Annotated in this window: 18 protein-coding genes; 11 read left to right on the top strand and 7 right to left on the bottom strand. The window is 68.5% G+C overall.

The features are described 5' to 3' along the window. Positions 1-70 precede the first annotated feature (70 nt). The gene (erdR, locus tag PSK12I2_RS0101605) at positions 71-721 is read left to right on the top strand and encodes a response regulator transcription factor ErdR (RefSeq protein ID WP_007159375.1); all 651 of its coding nucleotides are present in this window, start codon (positions 71-73) and stop codon (positions 719-721) included. A gap of 108 nt (positions 722-829) precedes the next feature. After that, on the top strand, positions 830-1,198 hold the full coding sequence (locus PSK12I2_RS0101600; RefSeq protein ID WP_007159374.1) for a diacylglycerol kinase: 369 nt from the start codon (positions 830-832) through the stop codon (positions 1,196-1,198). A gap of 12 nt (positions 1,199-1,210) precedes the next feature. Here PSK12I2_RS0101600 and PSK12I2_RS0101595 read toward each other — a convergent pair whose 3' ends face one another. Further along, complete coding sequence (locus PSK12I2_RS0101595) at positions 1,211-2,410, bottom strand: putative zinc-binding metallopeptidase (RefSeq protein WP_027597047.1); 1,200 nt, start codon at positions 2,408-2,410, stop codon at positions 1,211-1,213. Positions 2,411-2,722: 312 nt separating this feature from the next. Between PSK12I2_RS0101595 and PSK12I2_RS0101590 the strand changes: the two genes are divergently transcribed. The 7 genes from PSK12I2_RS0101590 to hutC all read left to right on the top strand — a co-directional run bounded on the left by PSK12I2_RS0101590 (position 2,723) and on the right by hutC (position 13,003). Further along, positions 2,723-5,203 carry a circularly permuted type 2 ATP-grasp protein gene (locus PSK12I2_RS0101590; RefSeq protein WP_156930112.1) on the top strand — a complete coding sequence of 827 codons (2,481 nt, stop codon included), beginning with the start codon at positions 2,723-2,725 and terminating at the stop codon, positions 5,201-5,203. Beyond that, positions 5,203-6,084 carry a transglutaminase family protein gene (locus PSK12I2_RS0101585; protein ID WP_027597045.1) on the top strand — a complete coding sequence of 294 codons (882 nt, stop codon included), beginning with the start codon at positions 5,203-5,205 and terminating at the stop codon, positions 6,082-6,084. The genes PSK12I2_RS0101590 and PSK12I2_RS0101585 overlap by 1 nt, the downstream gene beginning before the upstream one ends. 746 nt (positions 6,085-6,830) lie before the next feature. Beyond that, positions 6,831-8,045, top strand: a complete 1,215-nt coding sequence (gene hutI, locus PSK12I2_RS0101580) for an imidazolonepropionase (RefSeq protein WP_027597044.1) — start codon at positions 6,831-6,833, stop codon at positions 8,043-8,045. Next, the gene (gene hutG, locus PSK12I2_RS0101575) at positions 8,035-8,979 is read left to right on the top strand and encodes a formimidoylglutamase (protein ID WP_027597043.1); all 945 of its coding nucleotides are present in this window, start codon (positions 8,035-8,037) and stop codon (positions 8,977-8,979) included. The genes hutI and hutG overlap by 11 nt, the downstream gene beginning before the upstream one ends. A 27-nt stretch (positions 8,980-9,006) precedes the next feature. Beyond that, on the top strand, positions 9,007-10,677 hold the full coding sequence (gene hutU / locus PSK12I2_RS0101570; protein WP_027597042.1) for a urocanate hydratase: 1,671 nt from the start codon (positions 9,007-9,009) through the stop codon (positions 10,675-10,677). Positions 10,678-10,680: 3 nt separating this feature from the next. Next, positions 10,681-12,213 carry a histidine ammonia-lyase gene (gene hutH, locus PSK12I2_RS0101565; RefSeq protein WP_027597041.1) on the top strand — a complete coding sequence of 511 codons (1,533 nt, stop codon included), beginning with the start codon at positions 10,681-10,683 and terminating at the stop codon, positions 12,211-12,213. Between the two features lie 76 nt (positions 12,214-12,289). Next, positions 12,290-13,003 carry a histidine utilization repressor gene (hutC, locus tag PSK12I2_RS0101560; RefSeq protein ID WP_007159364.1) on the top strand — a complete coding sequence of 238 codons (714 nt, stop codon included), beginning with the start codon at positions 12,290-12,292 and terminating at the stop codon, positions 13,001-13,003. A gap of 132 nt (positions 13,004-13,135) precedes the next feature. Here the strand turns inward: hutC and PSK12I2_RS0101555 are convergent, their stop codons facing one another. From PSK12I2_RS0101555 to PSK12I2_RS0101545, 3 genes are all read right to left on the bottom strand, one after another. Then, positions 13,136-13,744 (bottom strand): FMN-dependent NADH-azoreductase, encoded by a 609-nt coding sequence (locus PSK12I2_RS0101555; RefSeq protein ID WP_027597040.1) that lies wholly within the window; start codon positions 13,742-13,744, stop codon positions 13,136-13,138. An 808-nt stretch (positions 13,745-14,552) separates the two neighbouring features. After that, the gene (locus PSK12I2_RS0101550; protein WP_027597039.1) at positions 14,553-15,926 is read right to left on the bottom strand and encodes a PepSY domain-containing protein; all 1,374 of its coding nucleotides are present in this window, start codon (positions 15,924-15,926) and stop codon (positions 14,553-14,555) included. Between the two features lie 89 nt (positions 15,927-16,015). After that, positions 16,016-16,423 carry a hypothetical protein gene (locus PSK12I2_RS0101545; RefSeq protein ID WP_027597038.1) on the bottom strand — a complete coding sequence of 136 codons (408 nt, stop codon included), beginning with the start codon at positions 16,421-16,423 and terminating at the stop codon, positions 16,016-16,018. A gap of 103 nt (positions 16,424-16,526) precedes the next feature. On the opposite strand from PSK12I2_RS0101545, the gene PSK12I2_RS0101540 reads away from it, so the two are divergent. Beyond that, positions 16,527-17,072, top strand: coding sequence for a GNAT family N-acetyltransferase (locus PSK12I2_RS0101540; protein ID WP_027597037.1), 546 nt, complete (start codon positions 16,527-16,529; stop codon positions 17,070-17,072). Here the strand turns inward: PSK12I2_RS0101540 and cobF are convergent. Further along, positions 17,039-17,800: a precorrin-6A synthase (deacetylating) gene (cobF, locus tag PSK12I2_RS0101535; RefSeq protein ID WP_027597036.1), complete on the bottom strand. Its 762-nt coding sequence runs from the start codon at positions 17,798-17,800 to the stop codon at positions 17,039-17,041. The genes PSK12I2_RS0101540 and cobF overlap by 34 nt on opposite strands. Before the next feature lie 113 nt (positions 17,801-17,913). Between cobF and PSK12I2_RS0101530 the strand changes: the two genes are divergently transcribed. Next, positions 17,914-19,137 carry an MFS transporter gene (locus tag PSK12I2_RS0101530; RefSeq protein ID WP_371100208.1) on the top strand — a complete coding sequence of 408 codons (1,224 nt, stop codon included), beginning with the start codon at positions 17,914-17,916 and terminating at the stop codon, positions 19,135-19,137. On the opposite strand, the gene PSK12I2_RS0101525 is transcribed toward PSK12I2_RS0101530, so the two are convergent. Then, positions 19,134-21,746 carry an excinuclease ABC subunit UvrA gene (locus PSK12I2_RS0101525; RefSeq protein WP_027597034.1) on the bottom strand — a complete coding sequence of 871 codons (2,613 nt, stop codon included), beginning with the start codon at positions 21,744-21,746 and terminating at the stop codon, positions 19,134-19,136. The genes PSK12I2_RS0101530 and PSK12I2_RS0101525 overlap by 4 nt on opposite strands. Before the next feature lie 113 nt (positions 21,747-21,859). Continuing rightward, on the bottom strand, positions 21,860-24,256 hold the full coding sequence (locus PSK12I2_RS0101520) for a TonB-dependent receptor (RefSeq protein WP_027597033.1): 2,397 nt from the start codon (positions 24,254-24,256) through the stop codon (positions 21,860-21,862). Positions 24,257-24,362: the final 106 nt, after the last annotated feature.

The following is a 24,362-nucleotide window of genomic DNA, read 5'->3' as shown; positions in this document are numbered from 1 at the left end:
GCTTGCGTGCAGCCCGTGCGCCAGCTTCCTGGTCGATGGGGGCGCTCACGACAACAAGGAAAGCTACACCATGGCGGCTGCCTACCAGATCCTGATCGCCGACGATCATCCGCTGTTTCGCAGCGCGCTGCAGCAGGCCCTGACCCTGGGGCTGGGTGCCCAGGCGCGGCTCACCGAAGTGGCCGACATCGCCGAACTCCAGGCCTGCCTGGCCGAGCGCACCGACTGGGATCTGGTCCTGCTCGATCTCAACATGCCCGGCGCCTATGGCTTTTCCGGACTGGTCCTCTTGCGCGGCCAGTATCCCCAGGTGCCGGTGGTGATGATCTCGGCCCAGGAAGAGCCCGCCGTGGTGCAGCGCGCCCGGGAATTCGGCGCCAGTGGCTTCATTCCCAAGTCCAGCGATCTGAGCACCCTGCAACAGGCGGTCAGTCAGGTGCTGGATGGCGATACCTGGTGGCCACCCCAGGTGGAAGGCGCTGCCGCCCTGAGCGAGGAGGCCAAGGCCGCCAGTGCCGGCCTCGCCAGTCTCACGCCGCAGCAATTCCGGGTGCTCACCATGCTCTGCGAGGGGCTGCTCAACAAGCAGATCGCCTTCGAGCTAAATGTCTCCGAAGCCACGGTCAAGGCCCATGCCACGGCCATCTTTCGTAAACTCGGCGTCCGCACCCGCACCCAGGCGGCCCTGCTGCTGCAGCAGCTGGAGAGCACGTCCGGCTGATGTCCGCTGGCAGCGGCGCCCGGCGTGGGCGTGACTGCCCGCTTTCCCTTTTCCGCACCTGCCGTCCACGCGCGGCGGCGGTTCGCCCCTGCTGGATGGAGCTTTTTCGTGATCTCTCCCTACAAAGGCAAGACCGGTCTGCGCCGGGTCATCAACGCCACCGGCTATTCCCTGGCCGGCCTGCGCACGGCCTTTCGCCAGGAAGCGGCCTTTCGTTCGCTGGTGCTGCTCAACGTGGTGCTGGTGCCCCTGGCCTTCTGGCTGGATGTGAGTCGCGGCGAGCGGGCGCTGCTGGTGGCGGTCTGCCTGCTGTCGCTGGTGGTCGAATTGTTCAACGCCGCCATCGAGGCGGTGGTGGATCGCATTTCCCTGGACTGGCACGAACTTTCGAAGAATGCCAAGGATCTTGGCAGTGCCGCGCAGTTCGTGGCCATGATCATCATCGCCGTGGTCTGGGGCATCGTCCTGCTCGGCTGAGCAGGACGAAGATCACAGGGTCGCGCCCAGGGTGGCGCCGGCTGCCGTGTCGTCCGTGGCCAGGCCCTGTTCCAGCAGGCTGGGCTGGGCCGAATGGATGACCTTGTGGATGAAGTGCAGCTTGGCGATCACCGGAGCGGGCAGGGCGAAGGGATAGAAGTCCGGCTGGCCCATGCTGCGGGACAATTCGTTGAGCATGGCCGCCAGTTCGATCCAGGCATTGGCGAAGCCGAGGAATTCGTCGTCGCTGCGGTCTTCCGCCTCGTACAGCGCCTCGCGGGTAAAGGGCTGGAAGTCCAGCTGCAGGCTGCCGGCGTTCATGCCCAGGCTGGCGGCGGTGGCCAGGGTGTCCATCATGTGCAGGTAGTGCGCCCAGGTCTCCGCCCAGTCTTCCCAGGGGTGCATGGTGGCGTAGGCGCTGACGTACTGGCTTTCCCAGCCTGCCGGCGCGCCCTGCTGATAGTGGCGCTTGAGCGCTTCGCCATAGTCGGCGCGCTCGTCGCCGAAGAGTGCGCGGAAGGGCTCTTCCCAGTCGGTCCCGGCGACCAGACGATCGAAGTAGTAATGCCCGACCTCGTGGCGGAAATGCCCGAGCAGGGTGCGATAGGGCTCGTGCATGTCGGCACGGACCTTTTCCCGGTGGGCGTCGTCTGCCTCGAGGATGTTCAGGGTGATGAGGCCATTGGCATGCCCGGTGGTGGGGGTGCCGGTGGCGTCGGGGGCGAGGAAGTCGAAGGCGAGTCCGTGCTCGGCATCCACGGTCTGGGGGATCACCTGCAGCCCCAGGCCCAGCAGCTGGGCGACCAATTGCCGCTTGGCCAGCTCCAGCTTGCGCCAGCGCTCGCCGTTGCCCTCGAAGGACAGATCCGGAATGGTGTGATTGAGCTGGCAGGCGACGCAGAATTCGTTGCCGGAATCGGCCGGCACCAGCCAGTTGCAGGCGGCCGGCGTGTCCAGGTTGGCGCAACGGCGATAGAGGCCGCTGCCGGCCTCGGGCAACTGCCAGAGACCGCCTTCGCCCGGCAGCAGCGCCGTCGGCGTGCCCTGGTCCGGGGCGTAGCCCAGGGCGTTGCCACAGGCCAGGCATTCGCTGTTGGGAAAGAAGATGGCCTGGCCGCAGGTGCAGTTGGCGACCTTGCGCTGGACGGGCAGGGCGCGCAGGGCGTTGCGTTGCTGACGATTGGAACTGTAGCTTCCGAGAAAATTGCGCATGGGGGCTGATACCTGGCGAGAGCGGCCGCGTCGGACGCCGGCGGAGCGCTGGCGTCTTGCTAGCGAATTAGTAGAGCGGCCAGACCCTGGAGTTCCGGGTTGTTCGTCGCCTGGGACGACCGGCGAAGGCTCTGGGATCGGTCCCGGCAACCGCTGACGCTCCGCTGGCCGTGGTGGCCCGCGTTTGCGGTGGCGCATCCCGAGCCACACCACTACCCTAGTGACCATCGAAACGGGCGCGGGCGTTGCGGCGCCCCCGCCGCTGCGCGCCGTCCGAATCCGCTTCCGTACCCTGTCAGCCGTCCCTTGACCATGCCCCCGAACGCTTCCCGCAATGCCAGCGACATGACCGGCAGCTACCACGAACTCTGGAGTCCGCGGGGCGGCGTGCGGCCGCCCTGGCGCCGTTTCTACGGCCATCTGGCCGGGCTGCGACCCGCCCAGCTCGACCAGCGCCAGGCCCTGATCGCGCGGCAGATCCAGGAAAACGGCGTGACCTACAATGTCTACGCCGATCCCAAGGGCAGCGACCGGCCCTGGGCGCTGGACCTGCTGCCGCAACTGATCTCTGCGGAGGAGTGGGCGCCCCTAGCGGCCGGCGTGGCGCAGCGGGCCCGCCTGCTGAATCGGGTACTGGGCGATCTCTATGGCGAACAGCGCCTGTTGCACGAGCGGCTGCTGCCGCCGGAGCTGGTGTTCGGGCACAACAACTTTCTCTGGGCCTGCCAGGGGTTGCGTCCGCCGGGCGATACCTGGCTGCACGTCTATGCGGTGGATCTGGCGCGGGCGCCTGATGGCCGCTGGTGGGTGCTGGCCGATCGCACCCAGGCGCCGTCCGGCGCCGGCTATGCCCTGGAGAATCGCCACATCGTGGCGCGGGCCTTTCCCGAGTTGCACCGCGATCTGCAGGTCCAGCCGCTCAATGGCTACTTCCAGGCGCTGCAGCGCACCCTGAGCACCGGCCTGGACACCGGCGAGGAGGCGCCGCTGGCGGTGCTGCTGACGCCGGGGCGCTACAACGAGACCTACTTCGAGCACCTCTACCAGGCGCGGCAACTGGGCTTTCCGCTGGTGGAAGGCCAGGACCTCACGGTGCGCGACGCCTGCCTCTACCTCAAGACCCTGAGCGGGCTGAGACGCGTCCATGCGGTGTTCCGCCGACTGGACGACGACTTCTGCGATCCGCTGGAATTGCGTACCGATTCGGCGCTGGGCGTGCCCGGTCTGCTGGAGGCGGTGCGCCAGGGCAACGTCATCATGGCCAATGCCCTGGGCAGCGGACTGCTGGAGTCGCCCGGTCTGCTGGGCTTCTTGCCGGGGGTCTGCCAGGCCCTGCTGGGCGAGACCCTGGCGCTGCCTTCCGTTGCCACCTGGTGGTGCGGCGAGACGCCGGTGCGCGAAGCGGCCCTGGCGCGGCTGGCGGAGCTGGTGATCAAGCCGGCCTATCCGGCGCAGGGCTTCGAGCCGGTGTTCGGCAAGGCCCTGGATGCCGCGGGGCTGGCCGAACTGCGCGCGCGCATCCTGGCCACGCCCCACGCCTATGTGGCCCAGGAGCGCATCCAGCTGTCCCAGGCGCCGGTCTGGCAGGGCAGCAGTCTGCAGTCGCGGGCCATTGGCATGCGCGTCTATGCGGTGGCCAGCGAAGACGGCTACTGGGTGATGCCCGGTGGGCTGACCCGGGTCGCTCATGAAGGCGCCGCGGTGGTGTCCATGCAGCGCGGCGGGTCGAGCAAGGACACCTGGGTGCTGGGCGGCAGTCGCGGCGCCGCCGAGGTACCCGGGGCGCGGGTGCTGGGGGTGCGCGACCTGGTGCGCAAGGACCCCTTCCTGCCCTCGCGCACCGCCGAGAATCTGTTCTGGTACGGTCGCTACAGCGAGCGCTGCGAGGATGCCGCGCGCCTGCTGCGGATCGTCCTGAGTCGCTACCTGGACGCCGACGACGGCGGGCCGGCGGTGCAGTCGGCCATCGATCTGGCCACGGCCCTGGAATTGCTGCCCGCGGGCGGCCGGTTGGCGGAGCAGCTGCATGCCGCCCTGGGGCCGGGCGACTTTCCCAGCGGCCTGGGCGCCAATCTGCAACGGCTGCACTGGGCTGCGGCCCAGGTCCGCGGCCGGCTGTCGCCGGAGAACTGGCGCGCCATCCGCGAGGTGGAGCGCGAGGCCCATGGCCTGGGCCAGGTCGGCAGCGAGCCGGGCGAGGCGCTGCAGAGTCTCAACCGCCTGGTGATGGCGCTGGCGGCGGTGGCCGGCTTCACCTTCGACGACATGACCCACGACGAGAGCTGGCGCTTTCTGATGATCGGCCGGCGCATCGAACGGGTGCAATTCCTCGCCGGCAGCCTGGCGCACTTCCTCGAAGGCGGCGCCACCTGGGATGCGGCGGGCCTGGAATGGCTGCTGGAACTGGGCAACAGCATCATCACCTATCGCTCGCGCTACCAGGCGGCGCCCCAGCTGATCCCGGTACTGGACCTGCTGATGCTGCACGAGCACAACCCCTATTCGATCCGTTTCCAGCTGCATGCGCTGATCAACGCCGTGGAGCACCTGGAGCGCTATTACGGCCTGCCCCGCGATCCGGCATTGCACGATACCTACGACCGCCTGCGCCGCTTCGACCTCGGCACCCTGGAGAGCACCCTGTTCGGCGACGCCGGCCGGGTCGAGGTGCAGCAGGGCCTGGCGCGCCTGCTGCGACAGATCGCCGAGGCCAGCAGCCAGCTGTCCGAACGGGTCATCTATCGCTGCTTCGCCCATGTCGACGCCGTCAGCCAGCGCACGGTGTCCATGTGATGAGCCAGGTTCGCTACCGCATCCAGCACGACACCCACTATCGCTACGAGGCGCCGGTGTCGCTGTCGCAGCAGCTGCTGCACCTGTTGCCACGCGACTGCGCCTGGCAGCGCTGCCTGTCCCGGCAACTGGTGATCCTGCCGCAGCCGACCCAGCGCCAGGACGCCTGGGACGCCTTCGGTAATCCGCTGACCCGGCTGTCCTTCGAGCGGCCCCACGACGAACTCTATGTCGGCACCGAGCTGGAGGTGGAAGTGGACTCCCGCGCCGGTCTCGGGCTGGCGGATTCGCCCCCCTGGGAACAGGTGCGCGATGGCCTGCGCTATCCCGCGGACCGGGTGCCGCTGGACGTCCATCACTTCCGCTTCGAATCCCCGGCGGTGCCCCTGGACGGCATCTTCGCCCGTTTTGCCGAGGACTGCTTCCCACCGGGCCGCCCCCTGCTGCTGGGCTGCCGGGCGCTGATGGAAAAAGTCCACCGCGAATTCCGCTTCGACGCCACCGCCACCCAGGTGGCGACGCCGCTGCGCGAGGTGCTGGAGCATCGCCATGGCGTCTGCCAGGACTTCGCCCACCTGATGCTGGCCTGCCTGCGCGCCCTGGGGCTGGTGGCGCGCTATGTCAGTGGCTATCTGCTGACCCGGCCGCCGCCGGGCAAGCCGCGGCTGATCGGTGCCGACGCCTCCCACGCCTGGGTCAGCGTGCATTGCCCGCTGCTGGGCTGGGTCGACTTCGATCCCACCAACGATGTGCTGCCGGACCTGGAGCACATCACCCTGGCCTGGGGGCGCGACTTCACCGACGTCTCGCCGCTGCGCGGGGTGATCCTCGGCGGCGGCGACCACGATCCGGTGGTCGAGGTGACGGTGACGCCGCTGTAGCGTGCTTGGCTTGGCAAGCATTCCAGCTATGAAACACCTGCCTCCAGCGCTGTAGCGTGGAAAACGGCGCAGCCTTTTCCACCGGGACTGCGTGGCGAGTGTCGCCCTCACCCCAGCCCTCTCCCGCGGGGAGAGGGGGAGTCCGAGCAGGCGTTCAGCGCTATCTCCGAAACGCCTACCTGCAGCGCCGTAGGATGGAAAACGGCGCAGCCTTTTCCACCGGGACTGCGTGGCGAGGGTTGCCTCATCCCAGCCCTCTCCCGCCGGGGAGAGGGGGTGTTCGAGCAGGCGTTCAGCTCTGTCTCCGAAACGCCTACCTGCAGTGCTGTAGCGTGGAAAACGGCGCAGCCTTTTCCACTGGGACTGCGTGGCTAAGTTCGCCCTCACCCCAACCCTGTCCCGCGGGGAGAGGGGGTGTTCGAGCAGGAAGCTCTATCAGTCCGGGCAAGATCGCCATCAGCTGTCGCACCTGCTTGTAGAAGTAGAGGCGACGCTGACCGTGGTTATTTTCAAGATAGAGCCCTAGTTAGGCCGGCCTTCGCTGGGTCGTGGCAACGGGCGACCACTCTTGCGTCTCCGCTATTTATTATTGTCTATACAAAATGAGTATCGCCTTTCTCTGGTGCTGAGCTTCCGTAGCATCGCCATCAGCATTCTGCGTGCACCAAAGGTAGGGAGCAACTCCATGTGCTTGACGAGGGATCGACTCTGGATTAAATGTATATACATTAACCGGAGAAGTCACCATGTCCGTCGCTACCCAAGCGCTGCTCTGGCGCCATGTCACCCTGTTCGATGGCCTCCAGACCTGGCCCACGCCCATGGCCGTGCGGGTGGAGGCTGGCCGCATTGTCGGACTCTGGCCGGAAGCCGACTTCCAGGCCGCGCAGGGCGAGGGGGCCGAACTGGCCGGGAAAGGCGGGGTGCTGACGCCCGGGCTGGTGGATTGCCATACCCATCTGGTCCATGCCGGCCAGCGTGCCGGGGAATTCGAGCAGCGGCTGGAAGGGACGAGCTATGCCGAGATCGCCCGGGCCGGTGGTGGCATCCTCGGCACGGTGCGTGCGACGCGGGCGGCCAGCGAGGCAGAACTCTTCGCCGTTGCCCGACCGCGCTTGCAGGCGCTGATCGACGAGGGCGTCACCACCGTGGAGATCAAGTCCGGCTATGGCCTGACCGTGGCCGACGAACTCAAGCTATTGCGGGTCGCTCGGCGTCTGGGCGAGGCGCTACCGGTACGGGTAATTACCACGCTGCTGGGTGCCCATGCCGTACCCCCGGAATTCCAGGGCGATGCCGACGGCTACGTCGATCTGGTCTGTCGGGAGATGATCCCGGCCGCGGTGGCCGAGGGCCTGGCCGATGCGGTGGACGTCTTCTGCGAGGGCATCGCCTTTTCGCCGGCCCAGTGCGAGCGGGTATTCCTGGCGGCGCGCGAACACGGTCTGCCGATCAAGGCCCATGCCGAGCAGCTGTCCAACCTGGGTGGCAGCGCTCTGGCCGCTCGGCTGGGCGCCTTGTCGGCGGATCACGTGGAGTATCTCGACGAAGCCGGGGTGCGTGCCCTGGCCGCCGCCGGTACTGTCGCCGTGCTCTTGCCCGGTGCCTTCCTGATGCTGAGCGAAACCCAGCATCCGCCCGTGGAATTGCTCCGTCGGTACGGGGTGCCCATGGCCCTGGCCAGTGATGCCAACCCCGGCACCTCGCCGCTCTATCTGCCGACCCTGATCGCGCACCTGGGCTGCACCCTGTTTCGCCTGACCCCCCGCGAGGCCCTGGCCGGCATGACCGCCCATGCCGCCCAGGCCCTGGGTCGCCCGGAACTGGGCCGCATCCAGGTCGGCGCCCCGGCGGATCTCTGCCTGTGGGACGTCGGTCAGCCGGCCGAGCTGGCCTATGAGATGCGTCCGGGGCGCCTGCGGCAGCGCGTCTTCGCCGGGGAGGTGCAGCATGTTCGCTGATCGCCAGACCCTGGAATGCTGGACCGGTCGTACCGATCCGGAAGCCGACGCCTTGCGCTGGCACCAGTGCATCCAGCCGCTGGCCGTGGACAGCGCGCCGGGTATGGCGCTGCTGGGTTTCGCCTGCGACGAGGGGGTGCGGCGCAATCAGGGGCGCACCGGCGCTGCCGAGGGTCCCGTCGCCCTGCGGCGGGCCCTGGCCAATGTCGCCTGGCAGCGTCAGGGTCCAGCCTATGACGCCGGTGATATCCGCTGCGCCGACGGTGATCTGGAAGGCGCTCAGACGCGCCTGGCCGGGGCCGTGCGCGGTCTGCTGGACGGCGGTCATCTGCCGCTGGTGCTGGGCGGCGGTCACGAAGTCGCCTGGGCCAGCTGGTCGGGCCTGGCGCTGCACCTGGCCAAGACGCTACCCAAGCCACGCATCGGCATCGTCAATTTCGATGCCCACCTGGACCTGCGCGATCCGACGCGGGGACCCACCTCAGGTACGCCCTTCGCCCAGATCGCCGCGCACTGCGCCACCCACGGCTGGCCCTTCCACTATGCCTGCCTGGGCCTGAGCCTGGCCGCCAATACCCGCACCCTGCTCAGGCGTGCCGCCGAGCTGGATGTGTTGATCTGCGAAGACCATGAGATTCGCGAGGGCAGCCTGGAGCGCATCGGCGCCGAGCTGGACGCCTTCGCCGCCGGCTGCGATGCCCTCTATCTCACCTTCGACCTGGATGTGCTGCCCGCGGGCGAGGCGCCCGGGGTCAGCGCGCCTGCCGCCCATGGCGTCAGCCTCGCCCTGTTGGAACCGCTGATCCGTCGGCTCAAGGCCAGCGGCAAGTTGCGCCTGGCCGACGTGGCCGAACTCAATCCCGCGCTCGACCAGGACGGCCGCACGGCCCGGGTCGCGGCACGGCTGATCCATACCCTGGCACTGGACCTCTAGGGCCGAAAAACAAGAGAGGAAGACCCCATGACCCGCTTTCGTGAAGGTGAGATTCGCGCCCCCCGCGGCACCCAGCTCAATGCCAGGAGCTGGCTGACCGAGGCGCCGCTGCGCATGCTGATGAACAATCTCGATCCCGAGGTCGCGGAAAACCCCCAGGAGCTGGTGGTCTATGGCGGCATCGGCCGGGCGGCGCGCAACTGGGAGTGCTACGACAGGATCGTCGAGAGCCTCAAGGCGCTGGGTGACGACGAAACCCTGCTGGTGCAATCGGGCAAGCCGGTCGGGGTGTTCAAGACCCACGCCGATGCCCCGCGGGTGCTGATCGCCAACTCCAACCTGGTACCGCACTGGGCCAGCTGGGAGCACTTCAACGAACTGGATGCCAAGGGCCTGGCCATGTACGGCCAGATGACCGCCGGCAGCTGGATCTACATCGGCAGCCAGGGCATCGTGCAGGGCACCTACGAGACCTTTGTCGAGGCCGGGCGCCAGCACTACCAGGGTGACCTGCGTGGTCGCTGGGTGCTGACCGCCGGTCTCGGCGGCATGGGCGGTGCCCAGCCCCTGGCCGCGACCCTGGCCGGTGCCTGTTCGCTGAACATCGAGTGCCAGCAGAGCCGTATCGATTTCCGCCTCAAGACCCGCTATGTGGACGAACAGGCCAGCGACCTGGACGACGCCCTGGCACGCATCGCCCGCCACACCGCCGCCGGCGCCGCGGTGTCCGTCGCCCTGCTGGGCAACGCCGCCGAGATCCTGCCGGAACTGGTCCGCCGCGGCGTGCGCCCGGATATGGTCACCGACCAGACCAGCGCCCACGATCCGCTCAATGGCTACCTGCCGGCCGGTTGGAGCTGGGAGCAGTATCGTGATCGCGCCCAGACCGATCCGGCTGCCGTGGTCGCCGCGGCCAAGCAGTCGATGGCCGTGCACGTCCAGGCCATGCTCGACTTCCAGAAGATGGGCGTCCCCACCTTCGACTACGGTAACAACATCCGCCAGATGGCCCAGGAAGCCGGCGTCGCCGATGCCTTCGCCTTCCCGGGCTTCGTGCCGGCCTATATCCGTCCGCTGTTCTGCCGCGGCATCGGTCCGTTCCGCTGGGCCGCATTGTCGGGCGATGTCGAGGACATCCATCGCACCGACGCCAAGGTCAAGGAACTGATCCCCGATGACGCCCACCTGCACCGCTGGCTGGACATGGCCCGCGAGCGCATCGCCTTCCAGGGCTTGCCGGCACGCATCTGCTGGGTCGGCCTGGGCCTGCGCGCCAAGCTGGGCCTAGCCTTCAACGAGATGGTGCGCAGCGGCGAACTCAAGGCGCCCATCGTCATCGGGCGTGACCACCTGGACAGCGGCTCGGTATCCAGCCCCAACCGCGAGACCGAGGCCATGCAGGACGGCTCCGATGCCGTCTCCGATTGGCCGCTGCTGAACGCCCTGCTCAACACCGCCAGCGGCGCCACCTGGGTCTCGCTGCACCACGGCGGCGGGGTAGGGATGGGCTTCTCCCAGCATTCCGGGATGGTCATCGTCTGCGACGGCACCGACGCCGCCGCCGCCCGTATCGCCCGGGTGCTGCACAACGACCCGGCCACCGGGGTGATGCGCCACGCCGACGCCGGCTATGACATCGCCATCGACTGCGCCCGCGAGCAGGGCCTGAATCTGCCCATGATCGGCAAAGGAGTCTGATCGATGCACACCCTTGTCCTGAAACCCGGCACCCTCGATCTGGCCCAGCTGCGCCAGGCCTATCTGCAGCCGCTACGCATGGAGCTGGATCCCGCCGCTTATGCCGCCATCGACGCCAGCGTGGCATGCGTGGAAAGCATCCTGGCCGAAGGCCGGACCGCCTATGGCATCAACACCGGCTTCGGCCTGCTGGCCTCGACGCGGATTGCGCCGGCGGATCTGGAAAAGCTGCAGCGCTCCCTGGTGCTGTCCCATGCCGCCGGCGTGGGCGAGGCGCTGGACGATGACCTGGTGCGGCTGATCATGCTGCTCAAGGTCAACAGTCTGGCCCGCGGTTTCTCCGCCATTCGCCGCCAGGTCATCGAGGCGCTGATCGCCCTGATCAATGCCGAGGTCTATCCGCACATCCCGCTCAAGGGCTCGGTGGGGGCCTCGGGTGACCTGGCGCCGCTGGCGCACATGTCGCTGGTGCTGATCGGCGAGAGTAAGGCGCGCTACCAGGGCCAGTGGCTGCCGGCCCGCGAGGCGCTGGCGGTCGCGGGCCTCGAACCCATGACCCTGGCCGCCAAGGAGGGCCTGGCGCTGCTCAATGGCACCCAGGTGTCCACCGCCTATGCCCTGCGCGGGCTGTTCGAGGGTGAAGACCTGTTCGCCGCGGCCACGGTCTGCGGTGGCCTGAGCGTCGAGGCGATGCTCGGTTCCCGGGCGCCCTTCGATGCGCGCATCCATGCCGCGCGGGGCCAGCGTGGTCAGATCGACGTGGCCGCGGCCTATCGCGAGCTGCTCACTGACAGCAGCGAGGTGTCCCGCTCCCACGCCAATTGCGACAAGGTCCAGGATCCCTATTCGCTGCGCTGCCAGCCCCAGGTGATGGGCGCCTGCCTGACCCAGTTGCGTCAGGCCGCCGAGGTGCTGGAGGTGGAAGCCAACGCCGTGTCCGATAACCCATTGGTGTTCGCGGAAGAGGGCGACGTCATCTCCGGCGGCAACTTCCACGCCGAGCCGGTGGCCATGGCCGCCGACAACCTGGCCTTGGCCCTGGCCGAGATCGGCGCCCTGTCGGAGCGGCGCATCTCGCTGATGATGGATCGGCACATGTCCCAGCTGCCGCCCTTCCTGGTGGAGAACGGCGGGGTCAATTCCGGCTTCATGATCGCCCAGGTCACCGCCGCGGCCCTGGCCAGCGACAACAAGGCGCTGGCGCATCCAGCCAGTGTCGACAGCCTGCCCACCTCGGCCAACCAGGAGGACCATGTGTCCATGGCGCCCAATGCCGGCAAGCGGCTGTGGGCCATGGCCGGGAACGTGCGCGGCATCCTGGCCATCGAGTGGCTGGGCGCCTGCCAGGGCCTGGACTTCCGGCACGGCCTGAAGAGTTCGGAACGCCTGGAAAGGGCGCGCAGCCTCTTGCGCGAGAGGGTGCCCTACTACCAGGAGGACCGCTTCTTCGCCCCGGACATCGAGGCGGCTAGCGCGCTGCTAGCCAGTGGTTGCCTGAACGGGCTGGTCACGCCGCGGCTGTTGCCCAGTCTCTGAGGCGGACGCGGTCCGGCAGCCAGAACGCCGGACCGCGCGTTATCATCGGCTTTCCATTTTCCGGCCTGGAGTTCGCGTGAGCAGCACGACACCCCCGCGCTACAAGGTGATCGAGGACTTTCTGCTCGAACGCATCCAGGGTGGTGCCTACCCGGTGCATCACCAGATCCCCACCGAGGAGCAGCTGGCGCGGGATTTCGCGGTCAGCCGCATGACCGCCAACAAGGCCATCACCCGCCTGGTGCAGCAGGGCTACCTGACGCGCCAGGCGGGGCTCGGGACCTTTGTCATCGAGCGCAAGGCCGAGTCCTCGCTGCACGAGGTGATGAACATCGCCGCCGAGGTGCGCGCCCGCGGGCATGTCTATTCCAACGAGGTGCTGCGCAGCGAGGCCATCGCCGCCGACGACGAGGTGGCCCTGCGTCTGGGTCTGCGGATCGGCAGCCAGGTGTTTCACAGCATCCTGGTGCACCGCGAGAACGGCCTGCCCATCCAGCTGGAGGATCGCTACGTCAATCCGCGCTGGGTACCGCACTACCTGGAAAGCGACTTCAGCCGCCAGACGCCCAACGAGGTGCTGGTGGCCAGCTGTCCGATCAGCGATGTGGAACATATCGTCGAGGCGGTGCTGGCCACCGCCCAGACCGCACGCTGGCTGGACATCGCCGAGGGCGCGGCCTGCCTGTCGATGATCCGCCGCACCTGGTCGGACGAGCACCTGGTCAGCTATGTGCGGTTGCTGCATCCGGGCGACAGGTACAAGCTGAGCTCGACCACCCGGCATCGCTGAGGGACCTGGTGCGGGGAGGGGAGCTGGGCTTCGTGGTGCTCAACCCAACCTACGCGACTGTTCGCCCGCGCCGCTCTGCCCCCTCTCCCTTGGGGAGAGGGTTGGGGTGAGGGTGGCCCCTGCAGTCAGGGATCAGAGCCTGCTCACCAGGGTCACGGCGTCCTGTTTGGCCTGGTCGCGCGACGCCTGGTCGACTTCCGGCCCGAACAGGGTCTTTTCCACCACCACGGTGTGCATCCGATCGATACCGACCATCTCGCACCAGGTGCGCAGATAGGACTCCTGGTGCTCCTGGCGATCCAGGGCCGCACCGCGGGCCGCAATCACCAGCGCCTGGCGGCCGCCGAGCAGGCCGTTGAGGCCGCGGTCGTCGAAGGTGAACAGCAGGTCCTTCTGGCTGACCACGTCGAACAGCTGCTTGAGCTTGTAGGGGATGCCGAAATTCCAGCAGGGCACGCCGAACACCAGCACATCGGCGGCCTTGAAGCGCTGTGCCAGTGCCTTGGCCATCTTCCAGGCATGCTCCTGCTCGCTGCTGAGGGACTCGCCCTGGATGCCGGCGTACTTGGCGTCGAGGATGGGACCGTCGAATTCCGGCAGGTCGCACTGCCAGACGTCGAGGGTATCGACCTCGGCATCGGGGTGTTTGCCCTGCCAGGCCTGGATGAAGGCAGTGGCGACTTCCAGCGAGGCGGAGCGATCCTGGCGGGGCGAACCTATCACGTGCAACAGGCGAGGCATGGCAGATCCTTGAAGGATGGGGATTGCGATAACTATAAGCGTCTCGCTGGGGTGCGCCAGCGTCGGATAGGGTATGCCGATGGATGGTCTGGGAGGCGGTTCCTGGCGTGACGACTGATGTTGGGCGGGCCCTCACCCCAGCCCTCTCCCGGAGGGAGAGGGGGTGGTTGGTGTGGGCGGGAGGCTACGTGCGTGTAGGGTGGACAACGGCGCAGCCTTGTCCACGCGTTCGGGGTGGGCACAGGTGGAAAACGCTGCGCGGTTTTCCACGCTACGGCTGCGATTTGGGGCGGGCCCTCACCCCAGCCCTCTCCCGGAGGGAGAGGGCTGGTTGGTGCGAGCGGGAGGCGGCGTGCGGGTAGGGTGGACAACGGCGCAGCCTTGTCCACGCGTCCAGGGTGGGCACAGGTGGAAAACGCTACGCGGTTTTCCACGCTACGGCTGCGATTTCGGGCGGGCCCTTACCCCAGCCCTCTCCCAGTGGGAGAGGGGGGTGGTGTGGGCGGTCGGCTGCGTGCGGGTAGGGTGGACAACGGCGCAGCCTTGTCCACGCGTTCGGGGTGGACACAGGTGGAAAACGCTGCGCGGTTTTCCACGCTACGGCTGCGATTTGGGGCAGGCCCTCACCCCGGCCCTCTCCCGGCGGGAGAGGGGGTGGTTTGGTGTGGGCGGGAGGCGACATGCGGGTAGGGTGGACAACGGCGCAGCCTTGTCCACGCGTTCGAGGTAGGCACAGGTGGAAAACGCTGCGCGGTTTTCCACGCTACGGCTGGGTCAGGGCGAAGGCCAACAACCATCCATCCCCACCTCAGGCCGAACCGGCCTCCGTGCGTAGCGCCGGGCCGCGCAGGCCCAGCAGGGCGTCCACCACCAGGAACAGCAGCAGGCTGCCGCCCAGCACCGGCAGGCACAGGCCGAGCAGCAGGGCCGTCGCCGGGACCAGCAGACGCGGCAGGGGCGGCAGCTGGCGCCAGAGGGTGATCAGGCCGGGTTGTGCCGGATCGCGGCTGGGCCGGCGGCGCCACCAGAGCAGATAGCCCCAGACGGTCATCACCAGCAGGCCTAGGGCGACGACCGCCAGCACCAGCTGGTTGGCCAGGCCGAACAGCACGCCCATGTGGGCATCGATGCCCCAGCGGGTCAGCTTGGCCGGCAGCGAGTACTGGGCGAAACGCACCTGATCGACCACCTTGAAGCTGGTCGGGTCGACGGCGACGGCGTCCACCTGGGTCGGCCAGCGGCGGTCGATCTCGCTCACCGTCCAGGCCTTGTCGGCGCTGCGCCCCGGACGGATCTCCAGCTTGCCGGCGTCGATGCCGGCGGCGCGGGCGCTGGCCAGCACCCCGTCGAAGGTGGCCGGATCCAGAGCCGGTGCCTTGGCCATGTGCATGGCGCCATGGTGATCAGCGTGCTCGTCATGGGCCATGGCCGGCGCGGGTGCGGTGCCTAGGGCGGTCTTCACACCCGGCGTGGACCAGCCGTAGTGGGCGCGCAGCACGCCGATGTTGTCGCCGGCGAAGCGCGACCAGGTCAGACCGGTGGCGGAGAGGAACAGCAGGCCACCCAGCAGCCAGACCCCGGTGCTGGCGTGCAGGCCGCGCAGGCCGCGGGCCGGGCGGCGCTGGCGGCGGCGCACCAGCCACAGGGTCAGACCGCCGAGGGCCGCGACCCACAGCCAGGAGGCGGCCAGTTCGCTGTAGAGGCGACCGGGCTCCCCGAGCAGCAGGCTGCGGTGGAACTGGTCGATGGTGGTGCGCAGCGGCAGGATGCCGCTGGTGCCATAGACCGCCAGATCGCCGCGGATGGCGCCGGTGACCGGGTCGATGAACAGCGCCCGGTGGGTCGACTCGCCCAGCGACGGATCGTTGAACATCACCCGGGTGGTGTCGCCCTCGGCCGGCGCCGGGCGCACCGCGCCCAGGGTCAGGGTGGGGCCTACCGCGGCCTGGACAATATGGATCTGCTCGGCCAGCGGCAGGGGCTTGCCGCGACTGGGGGTGTGCAGGGCCTCGGCATAGAGGTGGGCCTCGAGTTGCGGCGTGAGGGCATAGATCAGGCCGCTGGCGGCGGCCACCAGCAGGAAGGGACCGACGAATAGACCGATGAGGAAATGCAGCCGCGCCAATAGTTGCAGCAGCGGCCCCGGCGTCTTGGTGGCCGGAGTGGAGGGGTGCGAAGTCATAGCGTTCACCACGGAGCGACGCGCGGCCAGCAAGGGGCCACGCGCAGGATTACGAGAAAGGAGGACAGCCGTCTTTCGTCGCCGGGGTGTCAGGGCGCCTGGGGATGCAGCGTGGAGCGCCGTGCGCGGGGTGGCGGCGGCAGGGCACTCTGGTAGCGAGGACGATGAGGATCGCCGGGGCGCAGCAGCCACTGCAGCACGACGGCGGCCAGCGTGGCGAGGAACAGGGTGGCGGCGAACACGCAGTCACCCGTGGGGGAAAGGGCGGTCACGCTGCCGCCCGGCAGGCCCGCATGCATGCCGGCCATGTCGTCCTGGGCGGTCTGGGCGTGCAGGCCGTGGTGGTGCTCGTGCGTCTGGGCCAGCGGCGGCGAGACCGGCAGGGTGAAGCGCGCCAGCATCTGGCCATGGCCCAGGGCGCAGACGAGTCCGTTCAGCAGGATGCAGGCGAGCAGCATCCAGGCGAGCGAGGCGCGCGGGGAACGGACGGTTATCATGGCGGGGGACTGTATCATCGTCGCGGGCCACGCACAGCCCGGCCGGTGCGAACCTGCGCCGAAATGTCGCGGCCCTGCCGCTGCTGGAGAGACGAACAGGACCATGAGCGAAGCGCCACCCATCACCCTCGAACGGCTCACCGTGGCGGATGACGAGACGCTGGGCTTTCTGCTGGCGAGCTATCGCGAGTTGTTCGGTAGCCGGGTCGAGGCGAACGCCGTACCGCGGGATCTACAGCGCTTCGCCGACCACTATGGTGCGGATCGTGGCTGCCTGCTGCTCGCCCGGGGCGCCGCCGGAGAGCCGATCGGCAGCATCGCCTATCGACCCTACGACCGACGCTTTCCCCAGCTGGCCTATCCCGGTGAAAGGGTGGTCGAAGTGGTACGGCTGTTCGTGGTGCCCCGGCAGCGGCGCCAGGGCCTGGCGCGACGGCTGTTCGGGGCGCTGCTGGCCCAGGCGCGGCGCGACGCGGTCGAGCGCCTCTACCTGCACACCCATCCCTTTCTGCCCGGGGCCGAAGCCTTCTGGCTCGACCAGGGCTTTCAGGTCGTCGCGCGGGAGACGGCCTTGCCCTGGCAGACCCTTCACCTGGATCGACGCCTGGACAGCCCTCAGGCGTCCGCCGGCCCCCGACAGAGCAGATAGGTGTCCATGATCCAGCCGTGCTCTTCACGCGCGGCGCTGCGCACCCGGTGGATCTCCTCGGCCACCTCCTGCAGCGGACCGGCGATAAGGATCTCGTCCGCCGTGCCCACGTAGGCACCCCAGTAGATATACAGGCCGGGTTCGTCCAGGCGGCGATAGGCTTCGTGGGAATCGAGCATCACCACCAGGCTGTCCAGGTGCGCGGGGAAGCGCTCCAGGCGCCGACCGGGGGTGATCTCCAGGGCCTGGCCGATGCGATTGAGCGGCACCCGGTGGCGCGCGGCCAGGGCCTGGACGCTGGAGATGCCGGGGATCACCTCGTATTCGAAGTCCAGCCGACCTTCGCGCCGGATCGCCGCCAGGATGCGCAGGGTGCTGTCGTACAGCGCCGGATCGCCCCAGACCAGGAAGGCGCCGCATTCGTCGTCCGCCAGTTCCTGCTCGATCATCTCCACCATCAGCGCCTGCTTGGCGGCGTTGAGGTCGTCCACCGCCTGGCGGTAGTCGCCTTCGCGGCGACGCTCGGGGATGGGCGCGGTGACGAAGCGATAGTCCGCCTGGCGGATGTGGCGGGCGCAGATGGTTTCGCGCAGGTGGATCAGGCTGTCCTTTTCCGTGCCCTTGTCGAACAGGAAGAAGGTACTGGCGCGATTGAGGGCGGCGATGGCCTGGAGGGTGAGGTAGTCGGGATCGCCGGCGCCGATGCCGATGACCAGCAGGGTTTTCATGGGATGGCCTCGAGAAAAGGAGCGGCGCCCAGTGTAACGGGGGATGTCACGTCCGTAGAGCCTCAGGCAATCGTCATGCTAATTTCGACCGGTTTGCCTGCCGCCAGGCAGGGATGGACGGGATCGAGAGGGACAGGGGCGTGACGATGACGGCGAGCTGGCGACGGATACCCCGAGGGGTCTGGATTCTGGGTGGAGTGAGCATGTTCATGGACATCTCTTCGGAGATGATCCACAGCCTGCTGCCGCTGTTCCTGGCCACCGGCCTGGGCCTGAGCGTGCTCTACATCGGCATCCTCGAAGGGGTGGCCGAGGCGACCGCGCTCATCACCAAGATCTTTTCCGGCGTACTCAGCGACTACCTGGGCAAGCGCAAGGGCCTGGCGGTGCTGGGCTATGGCCTGGGCGCCCTGAGCAAGCCACTGTTCGCCCTGGCCAGCGGTGCCGGCCTGGTATTCGGCGCGCGCTTCATGGATCGCATCGGCAAGGGCATCCGCGGCGCGCCGCGCGACGCCCTGGTGGCCGATGTGACGCCGCCGGAGATCCGTGGCGCCGCCTATGGCCTGCGCCAGTCGCTGGACACCTTTGGCGCCTTTCTTGGCCCGCTGCTGGCGGTGGGGCTGATGCTGCTCTGGGCCAACGATTTCCGCGCGGTGTTCTGGGTGGCGGTGATCCCGGCCTTCATCGCCGTGGCCCTGCTGGTTTTCGGCCTGGACGAACCCAGGGCGGCCATCGTCCAGGCGCGCACCAATCCGCTGACGCGCAGCCAGCTGCGCAAGCTGTCGGCGGCCTTCTGGCAGGTGGCGCTGCTCGGCGGCGTCTTCACCCTGGCGCGTTTCAGCGAAGCCTTCCTGGTGCTCAAGGCTGAGCAGGTGGGCGTACCCCTGGCGCTGGTGCCGCTGGTGATGGTGGGCATGCACCTAGTGTTCTCGCTGTCGGCCTATCCGCTTGGGGCGTTGTCCGACCGGGTCAGTCACCGCGCGCTGCTGGCCTGGGGCCTGGTGCTGCTGATCCTGGCTGACCTGGCGCTGGCCTTGAGCAGCGGCTGGAGCGGTCTGGCGCTGGGCATCGTGCTCTGGGGCCTGCACATGGGCATGACCCAGGGGCTGCTTGCCGCCATGGTCGCCCGCACCGCCCCGGCCGAGTTGCGCGGCACCGCCTTCGGCCTGTTCAACCTGGTCAGTGGCATCGCCCTGTTGCTGGCCAGCAGCATCGCCGGCGCGCTCTGGCACTTCCTCGGTTCCGCCGCCACCTTCCAGTTCGGTGCCCTGGCGGCGGTGGCTTCCCTGCTGGTGCTGGCGGCCTGTCGCCGCAGCCTGGCACCGCTGGCCAGCTAGTCGAACAGGGGGCGCAGATAGGGCGCCGTGGGGCTGGCGGGATCGTCCGCCACCGCGCGGGGCGTGCCGCAGGCGACGATGCGGCCGCCGGCCGTGCCGGCGCCGGGGCCGATGTCGATCAGCCAGTCGCTGCCGGCCACCACCTGCAGATTGTGCTCCACCAGCACCACGGTATTGCCTTCGTCGACCAGGCCGTGCAGCTGGCGCATCAGGCGCTCCACGTCGGCCGGGTGCAGGCCGGTGGTGGGTTCGTCCAGCACATAGAGGGTGGTGCCACGGCTGGTGCGCTGCAACTCGGTGGCCAGCTTGATGCGCTGGGCCTCGCCACCGGAGAGTTCGGTGGCCGGCTGGCCCAGGCGCAGATAGCCCAGGCCGATGTCGGCCAGTACCCGCAGCGCTCGCGCCACCGGGGCTTCCTCGGCAAAGAAGGCCAGGGCCTCGTCCACCGTCAGGCCGAGCACCTCGGCGATGGTCTTGCCCTGCCAGCGCACCTCCAGGGTCTTGGGGTTGTAGCGGGCACCCTGGCAGGTGGGGCAGGCGGCATAGACGCTGGGCATGAACAGCAGCTCGACGCTGACGAAGCCTTCGCCCTCGCAGGTCGGGCAGCGGCCCTTGGCGACGTTGAAGGAAAAGCGTCCGGCGTCGAAGCCTCTTTCCTGGGCCTCGGGGGTGGCGGCGAATAGCTTGCGCACCCCGTCGAACAGCCCGGTATAGGTGGCGAGGTTGGAGCGTGGGGTACGGCCGATGGGTTTCTGGTCCACCGGCACCAGGCGACGAATGCCGCCGAGGCCACCTACCACCTGGCCGGTGGTGGCGGGCAGGGCATCGGCCTCCAGCTCCGTTGCCTCGTCACTGTCCTCGGCGGCGCGCTGGCCCAGCTCGACGCCCACCAGTTCCAGCAGCGCCTGGCTGACCAGGCTGGACTTGCCCGAACCGGAGACACCGGTCACCGCCGTCAGGCAGCCCAGCGGAAAGGCGGCGTCCAGGCCCTGCAGGTTGTTGCGGGTGACCCCGGCCAGCCGCAGCCAGCCCTGGGGCTCGCGCGGTGGCCGGGTCCCGCGTTGCGGCGCGGCGAATAGATAGCGCGCCGTCACCGATTCCTCGATCTCGGCGAGACCTGCGGGCGGACCGCTGTAGAGCACCCGGCCACCGCCTTCGCCAGCGGCGGGACCGACATCCACCAGCCAGTCGGCACGCTTCATGGTGGCCAGGTCGTGCTCCACCACGAACAGCGAATTGCCCTGGGCCTTGAGGCCGTCGAGGGCTTCCAGCAGGGATTCGCCATCGGCCGGATGCAGACCGGCGGAGGGTTCGTCCAGCACATAGACCACGCCGAACAGCTGGGACACCAGCTGGGTCGCCAGGCGCAGCCGCTGCAACTCGCCGGAAGAGAGGGTGGTGGTGCTGCGCTCCAGCGCCAGGTAGCCGAGGCCCAGGCGGGTCAGGGTCTGCAGCCGTTCCAGCAATTCGCTGGCCATGCGCTGGGCGGCCAGGCGTTTCTCCGGGGACAGATCGGGGGTGCGGCGCACGTCCGGCGCGCCGGCGTGGTCGCTGCCGCCGGCGGCCTTGCGCCGGGCGCGATCCTGCTGGCCGGTCTTGGCGTCCAGCACGCGGGCATCCTTCGCCTCGTCGAAATCGCCGGCCGCGACCCGGCGCAGCAGCACGGTGAGGTCGTCCAGCGGCAGCCGCGACAGCTCGCCGATGTCCAGGCCGGCAAAGGTCACCGAGAGCGCCGCCCGGGTCAGCCGCTTGCCATGGCACAGCGGGCAGGTCTGGCCGATCATGAAGCGCGCCGCGCGCTGCTTCATCTTGGCGCTCTGGGAATTGGCGAAGGTGTGCAGCACATGGCGCCGCGCCCCGGTGTAGGTGCCCTGGTAGCTGGGCTCGGCCTTGCGCTTGAGCGCGGCGCGGGTCTGCTCGGGGGTGAGGCCGGCATAGACCGGCACCGTGGGTTGTTCCTCGGTGAAGAGAATCCAGTCGCGCTGCTCTTGCGGCAGGTCGCGCCAGGGGATGTCGACGTCATAGCCCAGGGTGACCAGGATGTCTCGCAGATTCTGCCCGCCCCAGGCGGTGGGCCAGGCGGCGATGGCGCGCTGGCGGATGGTCAGCGCGGGGTCCGGCACCATGGAGGCCTCGGTCACCTCGTAGACCCGGCCCAGGCCGTGACACTTGGGGCAGGCGCCCTGGGGCGTGTTGGGCGAGAAGTCCTCGGCATAGAGCATCGGCTGGTCGGCGGGATAGCGCCCGGCGCGGGAGTAGAGCATCCGCACCAGACTGGACAGTCCGGTCACGCTGCCCATGGACGAGCGACTGCTGGGCTGGCCGCGCTGCTGCTGCAGGGCCACCGCCGGCGGCAGACCCTCGATGGCTTCCACCTGGGGTACCCCGACCTGGTCGATCAGTCGCCGCGCATAGGGCGCCACGGATTCGAAGTAGCGGCGCTGGGCCTCGGCGTAGAGGGTGCCGAAGGCCAGCGACGACTTGCCCGAGCCGGACACCCCGGTAAAGACCACCAGGGCATCGCGAGGGATGTCCACGTCGACGTTCTTCAGATTGTGCTCGCGGGCACCGCGGACGGAGACGAAACCGGGACGGGGGGAGGAGGGCATGGCGTGCGGAACCTTGGCTGAGAGCGTGCAGACTCGGACCGCGTCAGGGGGCAAAGGATCGCAGGGCAATGGCGGGCGACGGGACAGAGGTCTCGGCGCCCACCTGCCCAGGCTCAGAAGTTGTAGCTGACCGACAGCGTCGCGTTGCGCGGCGCACCGTAGTTGCCACTGGTGGCGTTGTTGTACAGCGACAGCAGGTATTTGCGGTCGGTGAGGTTGTTGACGTTGAGCTGGGTGCTCCAGTGCTCGTCGAAATCGTAGCTGCCCAACACATCCACCAGGGCATAGGCGTTCTGGTGGATGCGGCTGTTGTTGTCGTTCTCGATACCGCTCTGCCATCTCAGCCGCGCGCCGACCTTGGCCTGGGGCAGGCCTGGCAGGCGATAGGTCGCCAGGCCGCGCAGGGTGTGGCTGGGCACGAATTTGCGTGCCCGCTCGCCGTCCGCGTCGTCGATGCGAACATAGGTGTAGCCGGCCAGCAGGTCCAGCCCGGGCAGCGCTTCGCCGGAGACCTGCAGTTCCAGACCATGGCTGCGGTAGTCGGTGGTGTCGTAGAGATAGCGCGAACCGGCGAGCACGGAGGTGGCGGCCACGTTGCGCTGCGCGGTCTTGAACACTGCGGCGGTCAGGCTCAGGCGATCGTCGAACAGGCTGCCCTTGACCCCGGCTTCCAGGCTCTTGCCCTCCAGCGGATCGAGCAGCCGGCCATCCAGGCCGAAACTGTGTTGCGGGCTGAAGATCTTGGTCCAGCTGGCATAGAGGCTCCATTGCGGGCTCAGGTCGTAGACCAGGCCGGTGTAGGGGGTGACCTCGCCATGGGCACGGGTGTAGTAGGCGTCGCCGTAGCTCAGGCCGCTGGCATCGGCGCTGAGCATCCGCGCGCCGACGATCCAGTGCAGGTCGTCGATCAGATTGAAGCGGGCGCCGGCGAACAGGCTTTTCTGGCGGTCGGTGAAGTCCTGGGTATGACCAATGTCGTCGGTGTATTGCAGCGACGGCTCGGGAACGCCGGCCAGGGAGCCGGAGAGGGTGGTGGGGTAGTAGCCGTCCTCGGCGAGGATCTTTTCCCGCAACTTCTGGTGGGTCCGGCCGTAGCTGGCGCCCAGGGTGAGTTCGTGGTCGCGGCCGAACAGTTCGAAGGGACCGGACAGCCGGGCCTCGCCGATCAGCTGGTGGGCCTTGCTGGCGGAGTGGTCGCCGAAGGCGGTGGCGTCGTCGCCGTTGACGCCGAAGATGTAGTACATGTCGGCGTTCTGCCGCTCGGTCACGCCGGTCGCCGTGAGGGTACCCTGCCAGCCGTTGCCGAAGTCGTGGGTGAATTCGCCGAAGACCCGCTGGGTGTCCAGATTCCAGTAGGTCCAGTTCTGACCGATGCTGGAACTGCGGCGGCCGTAGTGCAGCGGATCGCCGTTCGCGTCGGCCAGCGGCAGGTTGCCCCAGGAGCTGCCGTTGGCGTCGCTGTTGTGCTGGGAGAAACCCAGGGTCAGGGTGTCGGCGTCGCTGAGGTCGAAGGCCACCAGACCGGCCGCTATGTTCTTTTCATGGCCATAGCGATCCAGCCAGGAATTGCCCTTGTCGTGCGCGTAGATGAAGCGTCCGCGCACGTTGCCGGTCTCGGTCAGAGGGCCGGAGACATCGGCATCCACCCGGCGATTGTCCCAAGAACCGACGCTGGCGCCGAGCTTGGCCTGGAACTCGGCGGTGGGCCGCTTGCGGACGAAGTTGACCGCGGCCGAAGGGTTGCCGGTGCCACTCATCAGGCCATTGGCCCCGTGCAGGACGTCCACTTGTTCGTATTCGGCCAGATCCTGATCACCCACCAGGGTGGTGCTGACGAAGGGCATGCCCATGCCGTCGTACTGGAAGCTGTCGATGTCGAAGCCGCGCGAAGTGAACTGGGTACGATCGGTCTCGGTCTGCTCGACGGTCACCGACGGGGCAGCGCGCAGGGCTTCCTTGATGCTCTGCAGGCGGAAGTCCTCGACCTGATCGCGGGTCAGGGTGGTGATCGCCTGGGGCGTCTGACGTTCGCTCAGCCCCAGGCGCGTGGTGCTGGTGCTCACAGGACGCCGGTAGCCGACATCGGCGCCGCCGCCTGCGGCACTGGCCTGGATGGTGGTCTCTGGCATGGCCAGGGCGGCCTCGGCGCTGCCACCTTCCAGGGCGTAGATACCGGCACCGCGTTCGCTCCAGCGATAGCCGCTGCCACGCAGCAGGTGCTCGAAGCCCTGGTCGAGGGTATAGCGGCCCTGCAGCCCCGGACTGCTGCGACCGGCCAGCGGCGCCGGATCGAACACCAGCTGGACGCCGGCCGTGGCGGCGAAGCGCGCCAGCACGGCGTTCAGTGGGCCCGCGGGAATCCGGTAGTCACGCCCCTCCGCGGCGGCCAGGGTCGGCAGGGGTAGCAGGGTCAGTCCGGTACCGGCCAGGGGTACGCCCTGCAGGGCGACGGCCAGGATCAGCTGGGTGAAGCTTCGGGTGCCGGATTGCTGCCGGTGGATCTTTGCCATGTCGTGTTGCCGTCCTCTAAAGCGCACCAGGCGCGGGCTGCCACCGCTCCCCATGAGGGTGTCTGCAGCTATCCCGGACGAGCGCGGCAAAGTGCTCAGGGGGCGC

It is taken from the genome of Pseudomonas sp. MOIL14HWK12:I2 (genome assembly GCF_000510745.1).
Classification (GTDB): Bacteria; Pseudomonadota; Gammaproteobacteria; order Pseudomonadales; family Pseudomonadaceae; genus Chryseomonas; species Chryseomonas oryzihabitans.
Note: the sequence above shows the minus strand (reverse complement) of the source record. Positions and strands in the feature narration are given on the sequence as shown.

Coding starts and splice junctions, on each gene's coding strand:
- hutI (WP_027597044.1), top strand. CDS start 6,831: ATGTCCGTCGCTACCCAAGCGCTGCTCTGGCGCCATGTCACCCTGTTC.
- PSK12I2_RS0101545 (WP_027597038.1), bottom strand. CDS start 16,423: ATGATAACCGTCCGTTCCCCGCGCGCCTCGCTCGCCTGGATGCTGCTC.
- hutG (WP_027597043.1), top strand. CDS start 8,035: ATGTTCGCTGATCGCCAGACCCTGGAATGCTGGACCGGTCGTACCGAT.
- PSK12I2_RS0101585 (WP_027597045.1), top strand. CDS start 5,203: ATGAGCCAGGTTCGCTACCGCATCCAGCACGACACCCACTATCGCTAC.
- PSK12I2_RS0101555 (WP_027597040.1), bottom strand. CDS start 13,744: ATGCCTCGCCTGTTGCACGTGATAGGTTCGCCCCGCCAGGATCGCTCC.
- PSK12I2_RS0101540 (WP_027597037.1), top strand. CDS start 16,527: ATGAGCGAAGCGCCACCCATCACCCTCGAACGGCTCACCGTGGCGGAT.
- hutU (WP_027597042.1), top strand. CDS start 9,007: ATGACCCGCTTTCGTGAAGGTGAGATTCGCGCCCCCCGCGGCACCCAG.
- PSK12I2_RS0101590 (WP_156930112.1), top strand. CDS start 2,723: ATGCCCCCGAACGCTTCCCGCAATGCCAGCGACATGACCGGCAGCTAC.
- PSK12I2_RS0101595 (WP_027597047.1), bottom strand. CDS start 2,410: ATGCGCAATTTTCTCGGAAGCTACAGTTCCAATCGTCAGCAACGCAAC.
- PSK12I2_RS0101520 (WP_027597033.1), bottom strand. CDS start 24,256: ATGGCAAAGATCCACCGGCAGCAATCCGGCACCCGAAGCTTCACCCAG.
- erdR (WP_007159375.1), top strand. CDS start 71: ATGGCGGCTGCCTACCAGATCCTGATCGCCGACGATCATCCGCTGTTT.
- PSK12I2_RS0101550 (WP_027597039.1), bottom strand. CDS start 15,926: ATGACTTCGCACCCCTCCACTCCGGCCACCAAGACGCCGGGGCCGCTG.
- cobF (WP_027597036.1), bottom strand. CDS start 17,800: ATGAAAACCCTGCTGGTCATCGGCATCGGCGCCGGCGATCCCGACTAC.
- PSK12I2_RS0101530 (WP_371100208.1), top strand. CDS start 17,914: ATGGACGGGATCGAGAGGGACAGGGGCGTGACGATGACGGCGAGCTGG.
- PSK12I2_RS0101525 (WP_027597034.1), bottom strand. CDS start 21,746: ATGCCCTCCTCCCCCCGTCCCGGTTTCGTCTCCGTCCGCGGTGCCCGC.
- hutH (WP_027597041.1), top strand. CDS start 10,681: ATGCACACCCTTGTCCTGAAACCCGGCACCCTCGATCTGGCCCAGCTG.